Source organism: Anaerocolumna jejuensis DSM 15929, from assembly GCF_900142215.1.
Classification (GTDB): Bacteria; Bacillota; Clostridia; order Lachnospirales; family Lachnospiraceae; genus Anaerocolumna; species Anaerocolumna jejuensis.
This window is the reverse complement of the sequence record NZ_FRAC01000023.1, coordinates 82,437-107,219: the sequence shown is the minus strand read 5'-3', so window position 1 is coordinate 107,219 and position 24,783 is coordinate 82,437. Positions and strand designations below refer to the sequence as shown.

Sequence of the window (24,783 nt, the reverse complement as noted above, 5' to 3'; positions counted from 1 at the left end):
TGCTGTTACTCCGAGGACTTCAGCAGATTTTTCGGGGCACTTTCAAATAGGGCAGCAATTAAATTTGCCAGCTCCTCCGGTGTTTCCTTCATACCGCCCCTCAGCCATTCGCCTATGATACTTGTCTGGATACCGGCAATAATGGCGACCATATAGCGCTGAGGGGTCCTGAGATGTGTCTCCATATTATTTTGATTCATTAAATCCTTCATCATCTCAGTCATTTTATGAAGAAACCTGGGGTCTCCGCCTTCCTTTATCATAAGTGAAAAAAAGCGGGAATTGTCACTGATATACTGGTACACCGCAATAAGAATTGAAATTGGCTTGCTGTCGGCAAGCCCTTTTGTTCTCATAATTTCAAAGGGCATTTCCTTTACAATATCCTTTACTCCGAGTAAGGTTTCATCTTCGATACTATTGAGCAAATCAAATTTATCGGTATAATGCAGGTAAAAGGTATTTCTGCTGATAAATGCCTTCTTCGTAATTCCCTCTACGGTTATCTTTGCAAAACCAACCTCTTCCATCAGTTCTAAAAAGGCATTCTTAATCATCTGCCTGGTCCGTACTACTCTTAAATCCGTATGGTTACCCAAAATAATCACCTCCTGTAAATAATGAACAGATTCAATTAAAATGACTATTGCCAATTAATATACAGGTGTATTATAATTTGCCCAGAAAGAAAAATCAAATACTTTTGAAAAGAGGCGCTTATGGACATTACAGGCACAAATATTTGTAAAAGCTTTCACAATAAACCTATCATCAAAAATATATCTATCTCCATTTCATCAGGAGAGATTATCTGCCTGCTAGGTCCCAGCGGAGCGGGAAAGACCACTTTAATCCGCCTGCTTATCGGGGCCATACCGGCGGATGAAGGAGAAATCCGCTATGGAGAAACCTTAATACCCAGTCTGAAGCTCTTAAAGAAAATCGGTTTTATGCCTCAGAATGATGCAATTTATGACGATTTATCCGGCAAGGATAACCTTTCCTTCTTTGCCGAGCTTTATGGTATGGGAAAAAAGGAATATGCCGGACGCATTGAAGAGGTGTTACAGCTTGTCGACCTGAAGGGGGATTCCAATAAACCGGTCAGGGAATATTCCGGAGGGATGAAGAAAAGATTATCCCTGGCTGCCGCGCTGCTCCATGAGCCGAAAGTGCTTCTGTTGGACGAACCTACGGTAGGCATTGACCCAGTGCTGCGAAAGGCTGTCTGGATACAGCTTAAGAAGTTAAAGGAACAGGGGAAAACAATCATTGTGTCCACCCATGTCATGGACGAGGTGACAGAATGTGATAAGGCCGCACTTATCTATCAGGGAGAGCTTATACAGTATGACGCAGTCGCAAATCTTTTATCCCTGACTGAGTCCCATAAAATAGAGGAATTGTTCTTTATGGCGGCAGAAAAGAAAGGCGGTGAAGCATTATGATAAGCCTTGCCAAACGAGTGATACGCCAAATCCTGGGGGATAAGCGTACCTTGATGCTGATGATATTTGCCCCTTTATTGATTTTCACCCTTATTTACCTGCTGCTTGGAGATTCTGCCTATAAACCGACTATTGCTGTCAATGAAGATAAGCTGCCGAAAGCTCTGGTAACTGCCTTAAAGGAGCAGGATGCTGATATTATCAATGTAACAGACGCCGACTCCGACCCGGATAGCTATCTGAAAGAAAACAAAGAGGTGGATGCCCTGTTTACCATGTCAAAGTCCGGTTCAAGCATCACAATGTACGAAGCTTCCAGCAAGAGCGGAGAAGCAATGCTAGCCATCCGTTCGGCTCTGGAGACCCTTAACCCTGCTATGAAAATGGATACCCGTTATATTTACGGCGCAGAAAATGCATCCACCTTCCAGACCATGGGCTATATATTCCTGGGCGTGATTTCCTTTTTCTTTATTTTTATTATATCCGGCATGGCACTGGTAAGGGAGCGCAACAGCGGAACCCTGGAGCGGATGCTCATGACACCAATTAAGAGAAAAAGCATAATTTATGGTTATACCATGGGATACGGATTATTTGCCATCCTGCAAACGGTAATACTGGTCCTGTTCAGCCTTTATGTCCTTGGCCTGAACAGTGAAGGTAATACCCTTTGGGTAATTTCCATCATGCTGCTTCTTGCCATAGCGGCAGTGGCCTCCGGTGAATTTATCTCCATATTTGCCAATTCCGAATTCCAGGTAGTACAGTTTATTCCCATTATCATTATTCCCCAGATATTCTTTTCGGGGCTGATACCACTGGATACACTGCCTTACCATCTTGGTGTCCTAAGCTATATCATGCCTATATATTATGGCTGCTCTGCTATTAAAAAAGTAATGATATACGGAAGCGGATTAAGCGGAATCTGGCTGTTCCTGCTTGCTCTTATACTATATATCCTTCTGCTGAGTACCTTTAATACGATAGTATTGAAGAAATACAGACGGTTATAATAAAGGCTCTGGCAAATATCTACCGCTTAAGTGTAAGCCATTTCCGTAGAATATTTTATGAAAGAATAGGCTCAACGCTTTTTATATTAACTCCAGCAAAAAAACTGCCGCCAACAGCTCTTGTTTCAGACTGTTGGCGGCAGTTTTTTAATCCAAATGAAAAACCATATCTAAATCCGTGGTCACGGGGCTGTTATCTTCATTGGTTTCCATGATATCCGCCATGTAATCCCACCATTTACGGACTACTTCCGTATTTGCACTTTCATTCCATAAATCCTCGTTCTCGATTTCAAGCGTTCCGAATAGAGTTCCGGTTTCCCTGTCCAGAAATATCGTATAATTTTTGCCGCCATAAGCATGTATTGTTTCTACCATTTCCGGCCAGATTTCATTATGCCGTCTTTCATATTCCGCTTCCTGTCCCGGATATAATTTCATTTTAAATCCTTTTATCATCTAATTCTCCTCCTTTCGTTGCTTCTTTCGTGGATATCCAGTCTTTGATTTGATATCCTGCATCAGCCAACGTTTATAATTATTCCAATACTATCTGTTCAGGATATGCTTTGATTACTTCTTTCATGCTCTGACGAAGAGCATACTTTCATTGTCACTTGCAGAAACGGCTAACAGCTCTTTCAATTCTGCCTGTTCTGCTAACTGGATGTCAGCTTCCATTCAAAAAGCTCATTTCGGTCACAGTAGAGCCTTTCTCCGTCCGTCGTAAGCCTGGCGGCCTGGATTGCCGTGAGCATCTGCCTGGAATCCGGTGCCTCTCCTCTTATCTCATTTATCTCATTTTCATAAGGATGGCAGAAATAAAAAATATATGCTTCCTCTCCTGCTACCAAAACATCCCCATGATGTCCCAGTGCATGGTCACAGGCTCTGTTTCCCGGGGTATCCAGAAGGGTGCCGCATCTTGTCCATTCAGTAAAATCATCAGAGGAATATACGCCTAAGCCACTCCAAAAGTCGGTTATCATCCACTTCTTCCCGCCCAGCTCAAAAACATTGGGCCCCTCATGAGGGCAGTCTGAAACTTCACACCCTGCTGCTTCCCAGTCATATAAATTGGTGCTGAGTGCCGAGTAAGAGGCAGAGTTATTATTTTCATCCTTATACCACATCTTATATAATCCAGGTGCGATTTCATAAACACAGGCATCTATGACACGGTTGGAGGAAAGCTTTATCTCACCTTCATAATTCCAGTTCCACAGATTTTCTGAGGTGTAGTGCAGTATTTTACGCTCATATTCCCAATCGGTTGGTATTCCGGTTATATAGGATACATACATATGATAGCAGTCTCTGGCATAGATTACTTCAGGCGCCCAGAAGGTATTATGTCCGGGCTCAAAATCCAGATTGGAAAGAGTCCCTCGGTATAACCATTTCGTCCCATCCACGGAGGAAGCAATGCCTATTTTGGAGCCATGGATGGAGGAAACTCCAATCTGTACGGAGGTTGCCCTTCTTTGTGTATAAAACATATAATAGCAATGCTCCGCCCGGTTCCATATAACTGTGGGGTCAGATGCCCCGTCGTATATAGGATCCCGAAACAGGGGTGCCTCTACTGTTTTTGTATTTTCTCTCACAGGCCGGCCTCCTGGATGCTGGATTTTAAACACTCAAATACCCTGACCTCATAGGCTGCCAGGCTCATCTCACCCTTTGCCTCCGCCCCTCCCTTTAGATCAAGCATGGGCTGCTTAAGGACTATATTTACAGGGTTTTTTGAATAATTCAATACGAATAAAAATGCTTTTTCACCTTTTGTGCGTACAGATAATTCACATTCCTCCGGCAAATCGATTATGTTTCCATAAGGGGAAATGACTCCGGTATATTCTAATAAAGCCTTCACATTTTCTCTTGAAAAGGCCGCTCCATAATAAATTACCTTTCCTTTTCCAAAGGGATGCTCCACGACAGCCGGCCGGCCCTTGTAATAATTCCCAAGGTAGGTGCCAAGTACCCTGCTATTCTCTGCATTGACCTCAAGAATGTCATTAAATATAGGTGCCTCCTGACGTTTCCCTAAAAACTCCATATACACGTCCTCATCATTTGGCCCTACAAAGGTATGTTCCTCAACTGTCATACCGGCTAAATCCGATACCTTCCCCGGCATTACTGTCATCGGGCATTGTCCCGTTTCATCCTTCAAGCCGGTCCTGCAATTCAGTATCAGACAGCCTCCCTGCCTTACATACTCCTCTAACAGCTGTACGTTCCTGTCTGTTAAAATGAAAGCATGGGGGTAAAACAGTACCGGATATTTCAGCAGCTCCTCTGCCAGAGTATCCTCCTGAAGATAGAGATAATCCATTGGAGTATGGGTCAATTGGCAGGCCGCAAAAATCTCCATGCCGCTGTTTTTATCCAGACGCTGATGCCATTTATCCAGCTGGGAATCAAAGATATTATTGTAATCCCTCAGAACACCAATATTGGCACAGTATTCTGCTCCTGTTACCTTTGCAAGCTTTTCCGTCCATTCACTGATACCCTTTATTTCCTCCAGTTTACGGTTGTCCCGGTTATCGTAATCAAGGATACCATGCCAGTATATCTCCGTACCCATGGTACAGGTCCTCCATCGGAAAAAGCTGACATAATCAGCCCCATGGGAAATACTTTGCATTGCCCAAAGTGTCATCTGCCCTGGTTTCGGAGCCGGTGCTTCCATGCCGGTATTCCATCCGTTGGCCCCGCTCTGCTGCTCCATAATCCCGAAATGCGGACAGATGGAGCGTACCTCTGACAGATTATTGCTCCATTTCCGGTCATTTAAGTCAATACTGTTCTTGGGGTCAGCTCCCATTCCAAAAGCAAAGTTTGGGTAGGAATCATAGGTATACACATCCAGGCAATCCTTTTCCAGCCTGTGGTTATCCAAATTTCCGAACATGCCGTTTGTCGTTATAAATGCATCGGGGCGGATGTACCTGCGCAGAATACTGCTCTGTATTTTGCAGAAATTGATTGCGCTGTCAGAGATAAATCTATAATAATCCAATACTTCATGGGGATTTGTAGAATCACTGATGGTATGCCGGGGAACATAGATCTCCTCCCAGGCTGTATAGGTCTGATTCCAGAAGGTAGTCCCCCATGCCTTATTCAGCTTTTCCAAAGTGTGATATTTTACCTGCAGAAACCTGCGGAAGGACAGGGTGTCACTTTCCGAATAAAATTCGTTCATTTCACAGTTCAGCTCATTATCAACCTGCCAGCCAATTATATTAGGGTGCATGCCATAATGTATGGCCAGCTGCTCCACAATTCGGGAGCATAGCTCCTGGTACTTTGGTGAATTGTAATTATAGTGTCTTCTTGCACCATGACGGAGCAATATTTCATCCTTCGTACGGTTTAATACCTCCGGATATTTTTCTGTCAGCCAGATTGGCGGTGTAGCGGTGGGAGTGCCGAATATAACCTTCATTTCCGTTTCCTCCGCTGCTTTTAAAAAGCTGTCAAAAAAATCAAAGGTAAAATTACCTTCTGTTGGTTCAAACTTGCTCCACGCAAATTCTGCAATCCTGATGGTTCCGATACCAGCGGACTGCATCCTTTTTAAATCCTCCCGCCACAGCTTTTCATCCCAGTGTTCCGGATAATAGCACACTCCGAGAGATAACTTATCCCAATTATAGTTTTGCTTTTTCCCCATATTTACCTCGTTTCTGCTGATTTTGCCCTGTCATACTTGCACGCTCAAGGCTGGATTGACATGTCCTCTATAGTTTAAGACCATATTAATACCAAGTAAATGTCATTTCCAATCAATTATCATAGATTATTTTTCATTTTCAACTTAAATTGAAAAGGATGGCAGTAAAAATGATGTGCTTTCTTCGAAATTCAGGAAAAGGCCGGACTGCCGTTTATAGCTTAGAACTTGTCCAAATGGTTTTGTAAGGAATCTACCAATTTTCCGATATGTACTCCATCTACAAAGGAATGATGTACCTGAACGGAAAATGGAAGTATCTTCCTGACGTCCCTGTCAAAATATTTTCCCCAGTCAAATAAAGGCGTGGCATTATCTTTTTTGCCGGAGTTGGTGTGTGAAATATGCGTATACGATACCCACGGCATGGGCGAAAACTGAAATATGTCATTACCCAACGGTCCGGTAAAATACTCTTTTTGAGCTGCAGCCTTTTGAGTTGCCGCAGAAACATAACTTTCCAATGTATCTTGTAGCTCAACATTAACAACTTTAAAGAGTTCTGTATTCTTGTCCAGATAGGTAAAAGCTGTGTTTATTTTATCATAAAGTACAATCTGACCGTCAAGAAAGCGGTACCTGAATTCTTCAATATCATTTGCACATTTTGTGGTAATGAAGATAAGAGAAAAGGTAAAAGATAATTTCGCTGCTTTAATTTTTTCCAAGAAATTGGTTATATCCAATTCGAAGGTAACACAATAGGCAGGTTCTATACTATTTCTAAATATTTGACAGTGCAAAGCCCTTTTCCATTTGGTTTCATCAATTACCCTATATTTATTTTCCATAAAATTTATCGCCCTTTCTTGACCAGCTATATCAAGTAACCTGCACTATATTTCATAATTACATTATACAATATTTTCCTTGCTTTACAATCTAAATGCACTTCGGACCAACTTGAAGGCTGTTGACAAAGTCCACCTGCTAAAAACTAATGAATATCGGTGATTATTTATACAAAACAAAGAAGCAAGGCGTATGTCCTGCTTCTTTGTTAGTAGATTAATATTATATAGATAATGCGTTGCATAGATTAAATCTCATAGGGCCGCATTAATGGCGGATAGTTTGAAAGGTTTTACTGATTAAAAAATGCCCCCATTTTCCATATCAGTCTTATTCACAAAATCCATATGGTATAGTTTTTCCCAATGATTAATGTTTAATGTTCCTTTCGTGAGACGGATTGCTAAAATGCAACAGTTTTCATCCTTTTCATTATTTGCCATATCGTACCATTCGGCAAAAGCTGTACGGAGTTTGGACCTTATTTCGGCATTATTTGGAGCAAGCACCCAACCGAGGTTTTCACCTACTCCATTAGCGGTGAACATCTCTAAACAACCCGCGATGGAAACTTCCGAATTTTGTGAGATTTGCTGCATTTTGTTTGATTTTCCATGTGTTACAACATAAAATATGCCCTCTTCATAATAGGCGTCTACACTACGGACAACCGGGCGGGGCATTCCGTTAGCGCCCGGCTCCCGCGCAATCGTCGCGAGGGAAATAACATTGTCTTTGCCGTTTCCGAACTTTTCTTCGATTAATTTTAATCCTTCTTCGTAATTGCTCATTTGTTTTTCCTCCAGCATACATTATTTATTTTTCTCGTTTCTTAAAAGGAATCCACAATTCTACATAAGAGATGTCGGACGTACTTTTATAGTACATCTCAGGGAAGAAGCCATCGGCAATTAGATTGTGCTTTTTAAGCCAAAACCGAGTGTATTTCATTGCCTTACCCAAATCAATTATCATCTGTTCGTGATTTTCTGATTCAAAGCCACAGACGACATATTCTCGTATGGGCAGTTGCCAATCTGCAAATCCGGGGTTTTCCCCGCCTTTTTTCACTTCTGCACCAACAAAATAACTCGAATAACCGTCCGGTGCATCGCCGTGATAAGAAACACCAACCCAGCGCCCCTCTGAGATATGCGAGATATTCGGAAGAATCCTATAAAACCTGTCCCAAATCTCACCAACCGTGTCAACACCGGTTCTTTCGCCGACCATTTTACCATATTTGAATGGATAATATCCTGTAACACCAAGAAAGTTAATTGGTTCTTCAAGAAATTTACGGTTCATTTCCAAAACCAATCCATCACTAATCAGTGGTACACCTTCATCAATCACAATATAACCAAGCAATAAATCGGGTTTGTCAAAATTCTGTAAGCCAATCGGTTTATCCCGGTACTGCGAAGGGGTAATCCCATAGGTTTCTTCAAAAGCTCGCGTAAAGGTTACGTGACTGCCAAAACCGTATTCCATTGCAATGTCGATAATGCGGTTTTCTTTATCACGCAGCATCGTGAGAGACTTTGCCAATCGGCGTAGTTTAATATAATCTCGAACCGATGTTTTTACCAATCGTGTGAATAATCTCTGATAATAAAACAGTGAAAGTACGGCAATTTCTGCCAGTTCTTCTATTTGGATATCTTCACCAAGATGTTCTTCGATGTGGTTCAGAGTTTTTTGTATGGCTTCCCATGCGTGCATATAGATTCCTCTCTCTAAAACAATATACCATGGATGAAAAACAAATGCTTAACCGTGTCTGCTCTTTTTTATCTAATGTATAAGTATAAAATAATGTGCACCTGTTCATACCGAACTTCTATACAAGTTATAGCAATAATTGTCTATTGCAAATATTATATCAAGATTTATGACTTTTTGAAATAATGAAAAATTAATAGACAATATCCAATTGGAAAATATTTGATGGACTTTGTCAACACCTCGAACTTGGCCCGAAGTCCCGGAAAGGATTTTTCTATGGAAGAAATTATTAAATACGAAAATATTTCTACTCTCGCCGTTTCGGCCGCGGCTATCTGAAGTCGGTTTCTAACGGAAATCCTATTTTCCTAGAAAGGTATGTATTAATTGCGGTCAATGACGATGCGGACACCGGGTGCGGAGAAAATGATTTTTGCTGAAAATTACCGTAAGCAGGAAAAGGGAGCATGAAGGGATGAAGAAAATTCGATTGAGGAGAAATTATAATAAAATAGAGGAGTGGCCAGCAGGCTAGCCTGCTGGCCGATTTATGAAAAAGTTTATGTCAGCAAGGTGGGGAACCTTGTTGTTATCTTATGAACTAAGTATACCGTTCATATGTGTCCTGGATATGAAGGGTTATTGAAAAGATTGTGAACAGTGACAAAAGGAAGTTATTCCATTTTTTTAAATTTTAGGCGTCACTCGGGGTGCTTTTTCTATAAGTTAGGTTGCAGCCTATTTAAAATCATGATACTATATGGACATACAGGACATACTATTAGAGGGAGAGCCGATATGAATAAGTCAGTATTGCAGCAAATTACATTACAGATTTTTAGTGTGCTGCTGTTTTTTGGATTGATATACTTCTGGGTAGAAGATAAAGATCTCGGAAAGTCAATACATTCGACCATTGTTTATTTCATAATTGTTATCATAATCAATGCAGTCAGATATTTGAGAAAAAACAAAATATAAATTAACAGATAACTTTAAGGTACTTGTTCAAGTGCCTTTTTTTTATACATAAAATTACGCCAGCTAGGAAGGTGGGCGATTTGTATTTAAATCCAACTAAATACAACCTAAAAGGGTAAGGTTTTGATGGCTTTTCAGCTTTTGGTGAGTAATGTCAGGGCGCCTGATTGCTAAAATAAAAAATCAACCTGAGAAGGGATAATTCTCAGCCCATCCAGGTTTTTATTTTTGTGTTAGACACCAATTTCTCTATCAGCAGAGATAAAATTAAAATTTAGCAGAAAACAAGGCTTGGAATAAACAAGCCTTACCTCAGTCCCCAAACATTGCTCATTGACATGCCCTATTTATTCCAAGCCTTATTACAAATGGAGAAGCACTATATAATTTTACTGTAATTATCAGCTGATTTCTGGGCAGATTCCCTGCGTGCCTGGGAAATTGACTCATAGTTATCAATCAGCAAAGCACATATTTCCGGGGAAATTCCGCCATTTGCCGCCATCCCCTGAAGGACTGTTACTGCCCGTTCCTTGGGCATGCCCTTGCGGTAAGGCCTGTCCTCCGATATTGCCGCAAAAATATCCGCAACAGCCATAATCCTGGCTCCAAGCGAAAGGCTGTTTGCCTTAAGGTGAAAAGGATAACCCCGGCCATTTAATTTCTCATGATGATATGCTGCCCATTGGGCTATGGACTCAAATCCCTTTACCGGTTTTAAAAGGCGGTATGTATAAAAAGTATGGGCTCTGATAATATCAAACTCCCAAGGCTCCAGCTTATCCTGCTTTTCCAGTATTTCCTTGGGAATTGCCAGTTTTCCGATATCGTGGAGGTTACCGGCTATATTCATCATCTTACATTCATCCTCAGACAGTCCGGACAGTTCGGCAAGCTTGATTGCAACAGCGGCTACTCCGGCCGAGTGCATGGCAGTAAAGGGGCTTCGAAAGTCAATGATCTGTGAAAATATTTTTGTCAGACTGACCACTTCATCCAAAGTAAGCTTTATTGCTTCAAGGGATAAATCATTGGGAATATTGGAAATCATCGGCTGATAGTCAAAATCCAGCCACAGAGCCTCTTTATCACATATCTGCAGAAAAGCATCCACAAATTCCGGGACAAATGCCGAATCCTTCCTGCTCTTAATATATTCTTTGATTGAATTAGTCTGACTTAGTATAAACACATCCCTGTTTATATGAACAGCAATCCTGTCTGCCAGATGGATGATATGTGACAGTAACGGCACACTTTCTCCTTCATAGTATTTGCCTTCTCCATTGTTCCAGGGAATATGGTGAAATTTAATTATTGTTGCAATATTAGAAAGAATGGGCGAATCTGAAAACAGCCTTGCTCCCAGAAACGCATGTTCATTTATATTAGTATGCTCCTCTTCATTAAAGTCCAGCCTGTCCTGTAATGCAATGGCACCAACATCATGTAAAAGTGCGGCAATAACCAAGGAGCGCTTCTGTTCCAGTGGAAGCCGGAGCGCATCTGCTATATTATATGACAGATATGCAACCTGCTGATGGTGATCGGTAACGTTAGGGTTGACCAAATCAATTGCTTTCGTTATACAAACCAATAAATCGTTTAAATTAGAAAAATACTGATTGCCGTAGGGCATATTCTACCTCCATGCCATTCATTCGTACTAAAATTCCTAACATTTACCTGAAACTGCTGTAAGCCAATTGCTGGGATATTGCAAAGGGGAATATGTACTGGTCCTCTTTTATTGATATCCCTGTAAAGGCAGTAATAGACTATTGTGGATGGCAGTCTTGCCATGTATTATGATTGTTCGTCCAAAGGGAATCTCTTCCACCCAGCAGTTCATTTAACGAAATATTATTATACAGTAGAAATAGAAAAATGGCAATTTATCGTAGAAAACTTATTATTTTGTCTATAATAGTCGCAGGCGATTCTCTGAACCTGACTTTCTGGAATTCTTTCATTTCAAAGCTTTAGAAAAACCGGAGCACCTTTGACATTTCAATTACAATATTTTTGAATGTTATTACTGCTAATTACATGTAAATCCAATGTATCCTCATTACCATATTTTTTTATTAAATTTTTATATTTCAGCTTTGAGGTTACTTTCTTGTTGATATAGTATATATCTTTTTTTCCATTAAAGTCTTTACTTTCATAATAGCAGCTTTCAATTTTTTTCAACTTACCGTTTTTGATTTTATAATATGTCGTTCCATATGCTTTGGAATTGTCATCAAATACCATAATTCCAATTGCATTCTTTTTAGAATATGTGTTTAACATTAATATGACTCCGTAAGAAGCTGTCACCAATTTTACTTTTTTATTATAATAGGTGTATACTTCATATGCATCAAACCTCACATTCATATCCCGAACAATTAATTCCTTTATGCCGTCTCCATTTAAGTCCAGTAAGCAAAAGCGAATTGATTTATTCCCACTATAATCAATTCCTTCATCACCGTATTTTTCATACCATTCTTTTTCGATAGAATTAAGCTTTTTTGCATATAGTTTGATGTAGTCGGTTTTATATGCTGCGTATACATTTGATTCTGAGAATAATGTTATGAATATTACCATTACCATAAATAATGCTATCCCGGATCTTTTTCTCATTTTATTTGATATTCCCATAATGAAATCTCCTGTTTTTTATTTAATTTTAGCGAAATATCTGTTAAAAATCAACGTGCATTACTAAACCGTTAAAAACTATTCTCAGACAAAATGTGTAAAAAAACAGACCTGAGGCGGTGCACTTCACACTGTCTATGTCTGATTTCTTAATTATATTCGTATTTTCTTTTATATCTGTCTATGAGGATAATGTGGCTGGCACAACGATAAGATGGAGTGCCTTGGTACACAGTAGTATTGGACTAAAAATATCATATTAAGTCAAACAAGCTTTTGCAATAAAAATCAAAAATCATTCATTGTATCTTATCATATCTTTATTAAGATATATATCTTTCCGCTATCTTCTTTTTCATGGTCCCATCAAGGTTCATAATATACTCTTCTATCTTAAGTGTGTTTTCAACCCAAACAGAATAATATATACAGTTTTTATAAACACTTATGTTCGAAACATTCTTTTCAATTTTACAAACTGCTGAAGTTTTCTGCGTTTTTAAATTAATCCTGTATAAATTGTTATTGTTTATATAATACAAATATCCATCATAGATTGAAAAAGCAGTTGAAGACATTTTATCTACAACCTTTGACTTGTCTTTTCCTGTACTTTTCTGCCTGTAAATATAGTAGCTATCCTTCCCCGTATTGCCCACATAATAAAAATAATTATCATAAATAGCATCATAGCCGGAAACTATAATATCTGTAACTTTATAATATGGCTCTTGAGTTACGTAATCATTTTTACGATAGACCGATGAGCTACTGACTGTAAGTATTGCCTTCCCCACTTCAACAGCCTGGCTTTCTAAAGTATTTAAATTCAACTTACATTCTTGATTATTATCATAATCATAATAGTACATAATATCACCTACTATATATGTACCATTCCCTTTCAGTAATTCTTTTTTATTTGTACCATCTTTTTTAACCCTATAAATATAGGCATCCAATTCATCGGAACCATATGCTTTATCCCATACATAATAGATATAATCGCCTCTCTTGCTTATGCAATATATTCCATTACTTTGGTTTACTGATACAATTTTTTCTGTCTTATGAGTTTTTATATTTGTCTTATAAATTCCATCTTGACTGGCAATAAATAGATAAGTTCCATCACTACAGGAGAAGGGGCCGCCATCTCTGCTTAAATAGTTATTTGTTGTATTGCCCAACTCGACAGTCATTCCAAAAGCTTTTTTCAAATTATTTTTTGAATCAACATTATCCATTACAATTTTTGTCTTAAATTTTGTTATAGCCTTGTACACATCTTTATAATTTGCTGCTTTGCCATATAATCTGTTACCGGAGCTGGGTCCTCCATTTATTTTTTCATATTCTTTTATCTGACTGGCAGATAACGGAACCAATTCTCCTGTTTTATCATAGTCAAAATAGTATTTGTCATAACTAATGTAGCTTTCTTCTAAACCCTTGTCTAATGAAATTCTATCATACATTTGAGGAATACCCATCGTATCAGTACCTTGAACCGAATAAATACAATTGTTTCCTTTATAAAGACTATGAGATACTTCATCATCATCTTTGCAGACCAAATAAGCTTTCCCATTTTTATAGGAATATACTTTAGTCATGCCTCCTATATACGATATGGAATCCCTTTTGTTTATTACCAGTTCAGGTGCACCTGCTGAATCAATATTTACAATACTGTAATATGTCGATTGAGTATTATAGTCATGAGATTTATTATATTTCTCGTCCTCATTGTGCTCATTATTTATCAATTTCTCGTAGGCAGTATAAACATCCTTCTCATTATAAGCTTTTGCATGTATTGTTGTAAAAGGGAAGCCTAAAATACATATTAAGCTAATCAGGCAAAAATGTTTCATTTTATTTTTTCCATAGTACATTCCCATATTCTCCTTAATGTAATGATAACTCCCAATGACACAAAATTCACTTCAATTACAGCTCCACTCTGCCCTCTAAAGCTCGCAGCAACGTCACCTCGTCAATATACTCCAGGTCTCCGCCAACAGGCACTCCGCTGGCGATACGGCTTACCTTAATACCGGTAGGCTTAATCAGTTTACTGATATACATTGCGGTGGTTTCCCCTTCCAGGCTGGAATTGGTGGCAATGATAACCTCTTTGATATCCCCTTCCAGTCTGACAATCAGCTCTTTTAGCTTAATCTCGTCAGGTCCGATACCGAGCATGGGAGAAATAGCTCCGTGAAGGACATGGTATACTCCGTCATATCTTCCGGTTTTCTCATAGGCCGCCAAATCCCTTGGATTTTCAACCACCATTATGGTGTGGTGATCTCTTTTATCACTGGCGCAAATGGGGCAATATTCACTATCCGTCAGGGTATAGCACTCCTTGCAGTATCTTACATTGGCTTTGGCTGAGGTAATGGCCTGGGATAGGTTATTTACCTGATCCTGGGGCATATTTATGATGTAAAAGGCAAGCCTTTGGGCTGTTTTTGCTCCAATTCCGGGCAGCCTTGATAATTCTTCTATTAATTTGCTGATTTGACTGCTGTAATAATTCATATATCCTCTTTCTGGAAATTTTTCTTTTTTCTGCAGCTGATCTGCATACTATTATCATCATACTTGATTATTTTTCTGTTTTCAAGAATAAACTTCAAAGTAAAAATTAACCAAATAAAATGGCTGTTCAGGAAGCTTTTGGGTACAGTCTCTGCACCCCATGTGAAAAACCTTCTGTAACAGCCATTTTTTCTTTTCATTGTTTATTTCATAAAATAGATTGGAAATTTTGCAGGAAATTACTTTCTATAAAAGCAATGTGATTGAAAACCGCTCCTTAGAAAGGAAAACCGCCGCCAAGACCTCCCAGGCCTCCTGTTATCTGTCCCATTACTGACTGGGATTCTTCTTCCATCTTACGAAAAGCTTCGTTGGCAGCCGCCATAATTAGGTCCTGAAGCATTTCGATATCATCGGGGTCTACTACTTCCTTTGACAGGGTAACAGCTGTTATTTCCTTCTTACCGGATACCTTTACTGTTACTGCTCCGCCGCCGGCAGAGGCTTCCCACTCTTTTTCCTCTATTTCTTTGGTCTTTTCCTCCATCTGCTTTTGCATTCTCTGAGCCTGTTTCATTAAATTATTCATGTTGCCGGGCATTGCTCCTCCCGGAAATCCTCCGCGTTTTGCCATGTTAATGTTCTCCTTTTCTATTAATCTTCATATTCTATGTCAATGTTTTTTATAATCCTTCGTAAGTCAAAGGCTTCTTCTGCCGATTCCTTTTCAGCAGTTATGAGCTTTGTTGTAACCTCTACATCCTTTGGAACAAACCTTGCTATGGCACTTTTGAGCTCCTGCATATGGGCTTCCTTCTTCAGAGCTTCCAGGTCCCACTCATCGGTAAATACCAGAAGGAGTGTATTATTATTTCCCATACTTGGCCTGGCATTTCCCAAAGAAACCTTCGTGATGCCAGTGGTCGTGGCCACAATATTACTCCAGTTTTTTGCTACCAGCTTTAAGTCCTCCGGTATGGCCTTGGGTAATTCCACAGGAATTTCCTCCCTTTTTGCCGGCTCCCTTTCGGTTGTTTCTTTTTCTCTAACTGTTACTGTGACACCATTTTCAAGCTTTGCCTCTAACTGCCTTATCCTCTCTAAGATATCCTCGTAGCTCTTTTCCATCTGAGGCCTGCACAGCTTAATCAATGCTACCTCCACCATAACTCTTTTCTGGGAGGCATAACGGATCTGATTGGATAAATCAGAAAATATCCGTATATAGCGTATTAAGGTGTCCGTATTCCATACCTTTGCCTGCTCTTCCAACAAAGCGAGATTTTCTGTGGACACTTCAACGGCTTCACTGGCATCCTCCGAGGTCTTTACCAAAAGCAGATTCCTTAAATACCAGGTGAAATCCACCGTGAACTGGGTAAGCTCCCTGCCGCTTATAATCAATTCCTCCAGGATAGCCATGCATTGTCCTACATCATTTTGTGCAATAGCCTTTAGAAGTCTTGCAAATACTTCCACATCAACTGCGCCAAGTACCTCAAGTACCTTGTCGTAAGTTAAAAGCTGTCCATAATAAAAGGCAATACACTGGTCTAAGAGGCTTAAGGCATCTCTTAAGGAACCGTCACCCATCCTTGCAATGTAGCGGATGGCCTTTTCCTCTGCCTCAACCCCTTCTGCCTTTATCAGCTCTTTCAGCCTGTCTGAAATAGTGTCTATGGTTATCCGTTTAAAGTCATATCGCTGACATCTGGACAGGATGGTAATGGGAATCTTCTGGGCTTCTGTGGTCGCCAGTATAAAAATTACATAGGAGGGCGGCTCTTCCAGGGTTTTTAACAGTGCATTAAATGCTCCTGTGGAAAGCATATGGACCTCATCTATAATATAGACCTTATACTTTCCCTCCGTCGGAGAATACCTCACTTCCTCCACGATTTCTCTGATATTATCCACACCGTTATTGGATGCGGCATCTATTTCAATTACATTCATAGAGGTGCCGTTTTGAATGGAGCGGCATGTCTCACATTCATTGCAGGGATTACCGTCTATGGGATGTTCGCAGTTAACTGCTTTGCCAAGAATTTTGGCGATGGTTGTCTTTCCGGTTCCTCTGGTTCCGCAAAATAAATAGGCATGCCCTATCCGGTCTGATTTTATCTGATTTTTCAGAGTTGTAACAATGTGGTCCTGACCCTTTACATCATGAAAATCAGTGGGGCGGAATTTTCTGTAAAGCGCTGTATATGACATGCTTACACTTCCTCTTTTTATGTTTCTTTCAGCTTACATTCTGTTCCTTATCTGCTTCCTATCTATTTTACCAATGGTTAGAATAGTTGTCAAAGTATTCTTACTCTTTCCCAAAAGATGTGGTGCTCACAAGATAATTCTTTTCCCTGAGAGCCCGCTCTATCTGATCCAGAATCTCCTCTGAGTCAGCCTCCACCGTATGTAAATGGGTTCCATTGGTCAGGTCCTTTAAAGGTACCGTTCTTTTTGCTTTTACCTTTTCTACAAAGTCTGCAACATCTCTGCGGTTTTTAATTATTAAATCAACCGATATTTCACCATAAAGGTCATGCATAACGATAACATCCAGCACCTTGCCGCCGTTATCCACTATTGTATTTAACTCATCTTCTATTTCTTCCGTAGTGTGCCTTGTAGCAAAGCAACGGTTTACCTTCTGCTTTTCCTGTTTATAGATCAGATACCCCTTGGTTGTAGACAGGATATTCTTATTAACCGCCCTTAAAAGTGCAATATCCTGTACAATTACCTGGCGGCTGACCCCTAATCTTTTTGCTAATTCCGTACCGGATACCGGTTCCTTCGTCTCCTCCAGTATCCTAGTCAGTTCATTCCTTCTGTCCTGCCCCTCCATAAAAACACCTCACTTTTATAACCTTTCTCTGTTATTCATTTACAACAGCCCTTTTATACCGCTCCCTACTATATTTCTATTGTATTATAATAAAAGAACAAAAGCAACGGCAAACAGATGGGTTTGCCGTAACTTATGCCCTTTCAGCTTTCGTCTTTCCTTGATTTTACTAAAATTCTTTCACGTTGTTGTCACCAAATTCCGAAGGCTTGTCAATGGGAAGTGGTTCCTGATAGGACGGATACTCGTCTCCATCCGGAATATTATCTATATTGTCATAGCCTGGTTCAGGAATGAAGGAAGGATTGATAACCGGGAGCTCTTCCTTCATATAAGGTATCTTAGATTCGTCATTCTTATTCATTTTACTCATTTCAACACCATTTGCCATAGTGAAAACAGGCTGAAAGAATCACCATTGGGCATCCTTTCTTTTATTCATTTTTCCTTCAGCCTAAGGTTCATACATATCCCAGGCAAACCTGCGATACTGCCAAAAAAAGAATAGCTCTCTTTTTTATCTGATAGGATTTCCTATTTTTTAAGTTTTATGTAATGTCTGAAACCCGGCAAGTTTATGTTATAAAAATACACTCCGCTCCGTAAAAGTTACTTGGCCGCATTTTTATGCCACAAAGATGCATAGAGGAAAGCTTAGACCAACTTATGGCACACGAATCAATTTTAGGGATTTCAAAAAGCAAATGACCATGGTATACTTAAAACTAATCTTTCAGGGCACATTATAGTCCTATAGATATTTTATTCAATACTATCAAATTGAAAATTTGATAGCCGCGAAAGGGGTTATTATGTTTCGTTTATGGGCAAAAATATTCAAAGAAAACAGAATGCTATCCGATATGGTCATTGAAAATGATGATGCTTCCTTAAACCGCACAAGGAAGGTCTTTGCTGCGGTAGATGAAATATGCTATCAATTTGATTTATCCAAGCCGATATGGCTGGATTCCACAGTGGCTGAATTTAAAAAGCATGATAAGGCAAGATTCCATCAGGATAATTTCATTGACCCCATTGACTTTGATTATCTTGAAATTCATGTAATAGAGGAAGATTAAGAAAGAAGGAGGGATTCTTATGCTTTCCGGAACAAAACCCGGTAAAGGAAAATACTCTGGCAGACGGTTGTCCTATTTCACAGGCTTCCTGCTTCTTGCCCTTCTGATTTCCTTGGGCATCAAAACCTATGCCAAAAGCAGTGCAGAAGCTTCCGCCCTGTTAAACAGAAAATCCCTGGATACTTTAACAGCCGGCTCGATTCTGGACCCTGCCAGGGTAAAAGGCGGAACAGACAGCTGCTTCTATGCACAGCCAATTAAAGCTTCCGTGAAAAATAGAATTATGGATAAATCTTATAAGAAAGATGGGAAGGTGGCTCTTTCAGAATTACGGTATGTCAGGGTTTTATATTATGGATTTGATAAGGAAACCCACATAGGGGAGCTGATTGTGAACAAGAAGATCGCAAAGGATATTTTAGCCGTCTTCAAAGAACTTTACAATGCTAACTATCCCATCGAAAAAATGGTGCTGGTGGATGAATATGAGGCCGATGATGAAGCTTCCATGAAGGATGACAATACCTCCGCTTTTAATTACCGCACCATTGCAGGCTCTAATAATTTATCAAAGCATGCTCTGGGCCTTGCAATTGATATCAACCCTCTTTATAACCCCAGCGTTCAGAAATCAAATGGTAAAACTGTGGTTTCTCCGGCAGAGGGAAAGAAATATGCCAACAGAAGCCTTGAAAATCCCTATTATATTAAAAAGGATGACATCTGTTACCAGGCATTTATAAAGAGAGGCTTTACCTGGGGCGGCTCCTGGTCCTCTCTGAAGGACTATCAGCATTTTCAAAAGAGTATTAGGTGATAGCAATTCCGCTTAAGATACCTTATATCTACTTACATACCAGATAAAATACGGCCTGCTGCATAAACCTAAGCAGCAGGCCGTATTTTATTGACTTATTTATAAGTAAGTAATTGATTTGGATGTCTTTAGTCAATGTCAATTTTATTGAATGTATACTTAGAGTATAAAAATACATAGATAAAGCTAAGGTTAACTTATGACATCTTAATTATTTATTCCTGGAGTTCTCCCGGGGATTCTCTTAACTGTCTTAGAGTCTCTTTAAGAGTTCTTCTCTCTGCTTTTCAAAGCCAGGTTTTCCAAGGAGGGCGAACATATTCTTCTTATAGCTTTCAACACCCGGCTGGTCAAAAGGATTTACTCCTAAGAGATATCCGCTGATTCCACAGGCAAATTCAAAGAAATAGAACAGCTCTCCTAAAGATTCCTCATTCTGTTCCGGAAGGTTCACGATTAAGTTGGGAACATTTCCGTCCGTATGAGCTAAAAGAGTACCCTTCATAGCGCTCTTATTGATGAAATCCATGCTCTTTCCTGCCAGATAGTTAAGTCCATCCAAGTCCACTTCTTCTTCCTCTATATAAATTTCACAGGAAGGTGTCTCAAGGTTAATAACTGTCTCAAACATGGTTCTCTGGCCGTCCTGGATGAATTGCCCCATGGAATGAAGGTCAGTGGTCAAATCTACGGCTGCAGGGAAGATACCTTTCTTATCCTTTCCTTCACTTTCACCAAAGAGCTGTTTCCACCATTCTGATACATAGTGAAGGGAGGGCTCATAGTTGGCAAGAATTTCAATACTCTTGCCTTTTCTAAGAAGGATATTACGAATGGCGGCATAATGCAGGGAGTCATTGGTAGCGAAAGGCTGATTTAAGCATCTTTCTCTCATGGCTGCTGCTCCCTCCATAAGCTTTGTAATATCCGCACCGCTTACGGCTATGGGTAAAAGACCTACTGCTGTTAATACGGAGAAACGTCCTCCGATATCATCAGGAACTACAAAGCTTTCATAGCCTTCCTCGGTAGCAAGGTTCTTTAAAGCACCTTTTGCTTTATCCGTGGTAGCATAAATACGCTTTGCGGCTTCACCCTTTCCGTATTTCTCTATCAGAAGCTTTTTAAATACACGGAAGGCAATAGCAGGCTCTGTGGTCGTACCGGATTTACTGATAATGTTGATGGAAAAATTCCTGTCCCCAATTACTTCAATCAGATTGCTGATATAAGTACTGCTGATATTATTTCCCACATAATAGATTTCAGGTGTCTTTCTGATTTCCTTGGAAACAGAATTATAAAAGCTATGTCTTAAAAATTCAACTGCTGCACGGGCTCCAAGATAGGAACCGCCAATACCGATAACTAAAAGAACCTCGGAATCACTCTGGATTTTCTTTGCTGCATCTTTAATTCTTGCAAATTCCTCTTTGTCATAGTTAACCGGAAGGTCAATCCAGCCCAAGAAATCATTCCCGGCACCAGTTTTGCTTAATAAGGTCTCTTTTGCACCCTCTATTGCTTTTTCAATCATTTCTATTTCCGTATCTGCAATAAAGCTTTTCGCTGCTGAATAGTCAAATGTTACTTTAGCACTCATTTTTTTTACACTCCTTTTCATTGTTGTAAGGATAATAGATACCTTTTTATTCGCTCTTATTTTATCAAAGTAAGGAGTGTTATTCAATATGCATTTTCCATAGAATCAGGGTTAATCGTGTAAAAAATTTATTTTCTGACCCTCTTTTTCTGCATTTATCTTCCTATTCTGTTATTAACTACAATTTCTTTTACTGATATATCTTCAAAAAGGGCAACTGCAAGATTTTATTTGTAATATTAACAGCCGTACTTAATGGGTTCCGGAGGAAATGTAATCTTCCTGGACGCTGTGATTGGCATAATAGATTACATAATCTCCATCCTGGAAGTTAAAGCTGATTCCATGATAACTGGTCTTCCGGTATTGGTAGCCTTCCCTTTTCCACATATTGCAGTAGCCATTTTCACTGTTGGCAGCGTTGATGTAGCTTAGGTTCAACTCCCCGTCTTTTACGGTGGTGATATCAAAGTTCACAATAATATAGCCTTCCTTCAGCCAGAATTTCTCATGATAATCAAGTCCTCCGTGATGAAGTGCATAGTTTGATACATCATACCCCTTTGGTACGATATGGACCTCCGCCGGCAGATAATATTCTCCATACCAATGCTGGACGCTGGTGGCCGCCTGTTTTTCTGTAACTGTCTGCGGTATAGGGTCTACAAAGCCGATAAAGGTACGAAGGGTAAAGGGCAGCATGATATTCATGTAGTTATAGATCTTCTTTGTCTGGGATTTCCACTTTCTTAAGGGAACTCCTTCATAATAAGCCGTTCTTTGCAATTCACTTTCCGGTATTCCAAGATAGGGGTCTCCGGTCTTTATGGACTTATCGTTTTCCAGGTCAAGGTTCCCGCCCATTTTTACAAGGATATGTTCCTTTCCGTTAAAGCTTTCGGTATAATAGATGTCTGCCTCCCGGCGGTTCTTTCCGTCTTTGTCTGCGAAGTAGAACTTTGGCTTAATCCTGACATAATCATCACTATCTGCCATACTTCCTACTGTGGTGAGAGAAAATCTTGTCATATAACCGGTTTTTAGAATACCCTGGTTTTTGTAATTGGGATGACTGCCATTTACCATAGTGATTGTAAATTGAGGATTCTGTCCGCTGCTTTCTCCGTTCTGATTCTTCACCCCTACGGTATAATGAAAGCCTGTTAATTTCAGAGAATTGGGAAGACGAAATACTTTTTCCCATATTGGATAGTCTGTTACATCATAGATGTTTAGACCATAGATTCTTCCAGATATTTGTACGATTGAACTGTCTTCTGCCACATAGTTGGCAAGACTGATATTGGCTATATCTTCGCTCTTGCCGTATCCGTCATTGGCCGCCGCATTGATGGCGGTACTTCGGAATCTTATTTCATATCTTCCTTCCGTGACCCAGGCAGGAACATAAAAGAGAGTGTTTTCAGCCACGCCGGTCCAGGTATCCTTGGGGATAAAGGTTCCGGCAGTGGAACTGCCTTTATATGTATCAAAGGCAAACTTGACTTGCCTGCTTGCAATATATTTTCCATAATCCCGGTAGCCATAGCCCTGTATATCCCGATGCATTCCCGTTGTCGGCAATGTCACATAGAAAGGCCTGTCCAACACCAAGGAAGCCCTTCCGGCATCCGGGGTTATCATCTGATTGTCACTGCGGTTATCCTGCACCATACCGTCACAAACCACCGGGGTATGTACTACTACCGGATTAACATCATTTATTTCATAATCCGTATCCACCTCCAGGGCTTCCCTGTTGCAGATATTCACAATAGGCTTATAGGTAATAATTCCTGTGCTTTCATATGCCTCATTTGCCCTCGTACCCGGTATCACCAGATTTGACTTATATAATACGTTTTCCCCGATTTCCTCTGTACCTTCCGGGATGGCAATGGGCATATCTGCTGCTTCTTCTTTTCTGGTATCTGACATCATGGTTTGCCCATTGAAAAGAAGCTTATCATTCTTACAAAGTATTTTATCAACAGCAGCTTCTGCATAAGATTTCAAATTATCGTCCGGAACGGAAGGTTCTGAATATCCTCCATTAATGGATTGAGACAAAGCCGCAGGTGTCTTTATTTTAGGTTCTGTAATATGGTCCGATTCCGAAGTGGAATTGGTGTAGCTTACCGTTGGGGCCTTATATCCGGATGGTGTGAGGGTGATGCTTTTACCGGGTAAGGCGTCATTTTCTATAATTGCCTTGTCCAGCCCATATACCCCGAGAAAATCAATATACCAATAAGAATACTTTCGCTCGATGTAATAGGTTTTGGGAACCGTCCTGGTATCTGAATGAGGAAGGTCCGGCTTCCCCACCTCCCCTTTGTCCTTCCAGGTAAGAGTATACGTCTTTGTTACAGTTACCGGATATAATTTGGTTCCCTCTACTTTTTTGAAACGGTATCCGGATAGATATTTGCTTGTGATAGCATTGGCATAAAGGCTTTCTGTTCCCGGTATCCCCTCCAGGACATCATATGCTTCATTCCCTCTGGTATCCGCTTTGATAACAGCCGTAGGGTCTATGGTCTCAAATTCCCTCTCCATACTGTCTCCGCTTTCCGTTGGTTTCTCCGTAAATCTGCGGTACATGGCTGTTATTTTGAGCCCCTTATCTTTTATTGTATATTCACGGTCCCTTAAGTAACTAAGTGCATCCTTATATTCTGTTGGAGAAAGGTATGGATTTACACTGGTCTTACGGTTTCCTACGATTTTTTTCGGGTCGCGGAGGTTGGTATAATACAGACGGTAGAGATAGTATTCCTTTCCGTTGGTGTTAATCTTATTTGTTACATTATGCCAGGATGTTGAGAACGTGGTATTCTTTTTCTGTTTTGGGTAATCTGTATTGTCGTATAAGGTACTTGTACTATTACTGTAAATTCTGCGTTCTATTGTTATTGGGTATTTATTGTCACCATCATGAAATAGTACTGATAAATCAAAACGATCATCAAAGTCTTTCGTATCATTCCAGGGAGCAGCAGTAGCAATTCCGTAAGGTTTGCCCGAGAGATTATAGTATATATGTTCTTTATCTTCTGTACCATTATAAATAATATCAAAGACACCATTAAAATAAATAATGTCATTATCTTTAATTTCATCTAACTTAGTATTTTTAAATGCAGCATTTACCTGGTCTTTATCAAATTTAAAAGTTACTTTTACGTGTACACCATCTCCGTAAGGATATTGGTCTTTTTGCCCCTTTTTTATGTCAAAGTATGCCCAATCCTGTGTTTTGGAGTCTCCATCGGTATCTTTTCTGGGATATCCTTGTGTAGGTTCACGGCATACAGTAAAGCCTATGGTATTCCATCTAATATTAGTTGTTGCCTTTGTGTCTATCGTAGTAAAGGTAAACTCACCCGTTATTTTATCAAACGTTACTTCCGGCTTTTCTGCATGAGCTGCCCTTCCAGGTGCTATTAGACCAATTATCAAAAAAAAAGCTAAGAGAAATCCCTTTATTCTTCTTTTGCACTTCATCC

At 39.9% G+C, this 24,783-nt stretch carries 21 protein-coding genes; 4 read left to right on the top strand and 17 right to left on the bottom strand.

Annotated features, from left to right (window positions below; all coding sequences use genetic code 11):
• Positions 1–5 precede the first annotated feature (5 nt).
• Positions 6–599 carry a TetR/AcrR family transcriptional regulator gene (locus BUB77_RS20625; RefSeq protein ID WP_073278766.1) on the bottom strand — a complete coding sequence of 198 codons (594 nt, stop codon included), beginning with the start codon at positions 597–599 and terminating at the stop codon, positions 6–8.
• 120 nt (positions 600–719) lie between these two features.
• On the opposite strand from BUB77_RS20625, the gene BUB77_RS20620 reads away from it, so the two are divergent.
• Together BUB77_RS20620 and BUB77_RS20615 are read left to right on the top strand one after the other, a co-directional pair.
• A complete protein-coding gene (locus BUB77_RS20620; RefSeq protein WP_073278765.1) occupies positions 720–1,448 on the top strand; it encodes an ABC transporter ATP-binding protein in 729 nt (242 codons plus the stop codon).
• Positions 1,445–2,467 (top strand): ABC transporter permease, encoded by a 1,023-nt coding sequence (locus tag BUB77_RS20615; protein WP_073278764.1) that lies wholly within the window; start codon positions 1,445–1,447, stop codon positions 2,465–2,467. Before BUB77_RS20620 ends, BUB77_RS20615 begins: the two co-directional genes overlap by 4 nt.
• A 147-nt stretch (positions 2,468–2,614) precedes the next feature.
• Here the strand turns inward: BUB77_RS20615 and rhaM are convergent, their stop codons facing one another.
• From rhaM to BUB77_RS20535, 14 genes are all read right to left on the bottom strand, one after another.
• Positions 2,615–2,926 carry an L-rhamnose mutarotase gene (rhaM, locus tag BUB77_RS20610; RefSeq protein ID WP_073278763.1) on the bottom strand — a complete coding sequence of 104 codons (312 nt, stop codon included), beginning with the start codon at positions 2,924–2,926 and terminating at the stop codon, positions 2,615–2,617.
• A gap of 200 nt (positions 2,927–3,126) precedes the next feature.
• Positions 3,127–4,074, bottom strand: a complete 948-nt coding sequence (locus BUB77_RS20605) for a glycoside hydrolase family protein (protein WP_073278762.1) — start codon at positions 4,072–4,074, stop codon at positions 3,127–3,129.
• The gene (locus tag BUB77_RS20600; RefSeq protein ID WP_073278761.1) at positions 4,071–6,155 is read right to left on the bottom strand and encodes a beta-galactosidase; all 2,085 of its coding nucleotides are present in this window, start codon (positions 6,153–6,155) and stop codon (positions 4,071–4,073) included. The genes BUB77_RS20605 and BUB77_RS20600 overlap by 4 nt, the downstream gene beginning before the upstream one ends.
• Before the next feature lie 221 nt (positions 6,156–6,376).
• Entirely contained in the window at positions 6,377–7,006 is a 630-nt protein-coding gene (locus tag BUB77_RS20595) for a CatA-like O-acetyltransferase (protein ID WP_073278754.1), read from the bottom strand.
• A 300-nt stretch (positions 7,007–7,306) separates the two neighbouring features.
• Positions 7,307–7,798 carry a pyridoxamine 5'-phosphate oxidase family protein gene (locus BUB77_RS20590; protein WP_073278752.1) on the bottom strand — a complete coding sequence of 164 codons (492 nt, stop codon included), beginning with the start codon at positions 7,796–7,798 and terminating at the stop codon, positions 7,307–7,309.
• A 25-nt stretch (positions 7,799–7,823) separates the two neighbouring features.
• On the bottom strand, positions 7,824–8,732 hold the full coding sequence (locus BUB77_RS20585; protein WP_073278750.1) for an AraC family transcriptional regulator: 909 nt from the start codon (positions 8,730–8,732) through the stop codon (positions 7,824–7,826).
• Positions 8,733–10,095: 1,363 nt separating this feature from the next.
• Complete coding sequence (locus BUB77_RS20575) at positions 10,096–11,355, bottom strand: HD-GYP domain-containing protein (RefSeq protein ID WP_073278746.1); 1,260 nt, start codon at positions 11,353–11,355, stop codon at positions 10,096–10,098.
• A gap of 371 nt (positions 11,356–11,726) precedes the next feature.
• Positions 11,727–12,371: a hypothetical protein gene (locus BUB77_RS20570; RefSeq protein WP_073278744.1), complete on the bottom strand. Its 645-nt coding sequence runs from the start codon at positions 12,369–12,371 to the stop codon at positions 11,727–11,729.
• 323 nt (positions 12,372–12,694) lie between these two features.
• Positions 12,695–14,269: a DUF5050 domain-containing protein gene (locus BUB77_RS20565; protein WP_073278742.1), complete on the bottom strand. Its 1,575-nt coding sequence runs from the start codon at positions 14,267–14,269 to the stop codon at positions 12,695–12,697.
• A 55-nt stretch (positions 14,270–14,324) separates the two neighbouring features.
• Positions 14,325–14,921, bottom strand: coding sequence for a recombination mediator RecR (recR, locus tag BUB77_RS20560; protein ID WP_073278740.1), 597 nt, complete (start codon positions 14,919–14,921; stop codon positions 14,325–14,327).
• 277 nt (positions 14,922–15,198) lie between these two features.
• Positions 15,199–15,555, bottom strand: a complete 357-nt coding sequence (locus BUB77_RS20550) for a YbaB/EbfC family nucleoid-associated protein (protein ID WP_073278736.1) — start codon at positions 15,553–15,555, stop codon at positions 15,199–15,201.
• 20 nt (positions 15,556–15,575) lie between these two features.
• Positions 15,576–17,138 carry a DNA polymerase III subunit gamma/tau gene (dnaX, locus tag BUB77_RS20545; protein ID WP_073278735.1) on the bottom strand — a complete coding sequence of 521 codons (1,563 nt, stop codon included), beginning with the start codon at positions 17,136–17,138 and terminating at the stop codon, positions 15,576–15,578.
• A 100-nt stretch (positions 17,139–17,238) separates the two neighbouring features.
• Positions 17,239–17,772, bottom strand: coding sequence for a transcription repressor NadR (locus tag BUB77_RS20540; protein ID WP_073278733.1), 534 nt, complete (start codon positions 17,770–17,772; stop codon positions 17,239–17,241).
• 169 nt (positions 17,773–17,941) lie between these two features.
• A complete protein-coding gene (locus tag BUB77_RS20535) occupies positions 17,942–18,145 on the bottom strand; it encodes a hypothetical protein (protein WP_139241258.1) in 204 nt (67 codons plus the stop codon).
• A 439-nt stretch (positions 18,146–18,584) separates the two neighbouring features.
• Here BUB77_RS20535 and BUB77_RS20530 point away from each other — a divergent pair, with 439 nt between their 5' ends.
• Positions 18,585–18,854: a hypothetical protein gene (locus BUB77_RS20530; protein WP_073278730.1), complete on the top strand. Its 270-nt coding sequence runs from the start codon at positions 18,585–18,587 to the stop codon at positions 18,852–18,854.
• Positions 18,855–18,873: 19 nt separating this feature from the next.
• Positions 18,874–19,671, top strand: coding sequence for a M15 family metallopeptidase (locus BUB77_RS20525; RefSeq protein ID WP_084124522.1), 798 nt, complete (start codon positions 18,874–18,876; stop codon positions 19,669–19,671).
• Between the two features lie 253 nt (positions 19,672–19,924).
• Here BUB77_RS20525 and BUB77_RS20520 read toward each other — a convergent pair whose 3' ends face one another.
• Complete coding sequence (locus BUB77_RS20520) at positions 19,925–21,274, bottom strand: glucose-6-phosphate isomerase (protein WP_073278728.1); 1,350 nt, start codon at positions 21,272–21,274, stop codon at positions 19,925–19,927.
• A 252-nt stretch (positions 21,275–21,526) separates the two neighbouring features.
• Positions 21,527–24,781 carry a DUF5704 domain-containing protein gene (locus BUB77_RS20515; RefSeq protein ID WP_073278720.1) on the bottom strand — a complete coding sequence of 1,085 codons (3,255 nt, stop codon included), beginning with the start codon at positions 24,779–24,781 and terminating at the stop codon, positions 21,527–21,529.
• Between the last annotated feature and the right edge of the window lie 2 nt (positions 24,782–24,783).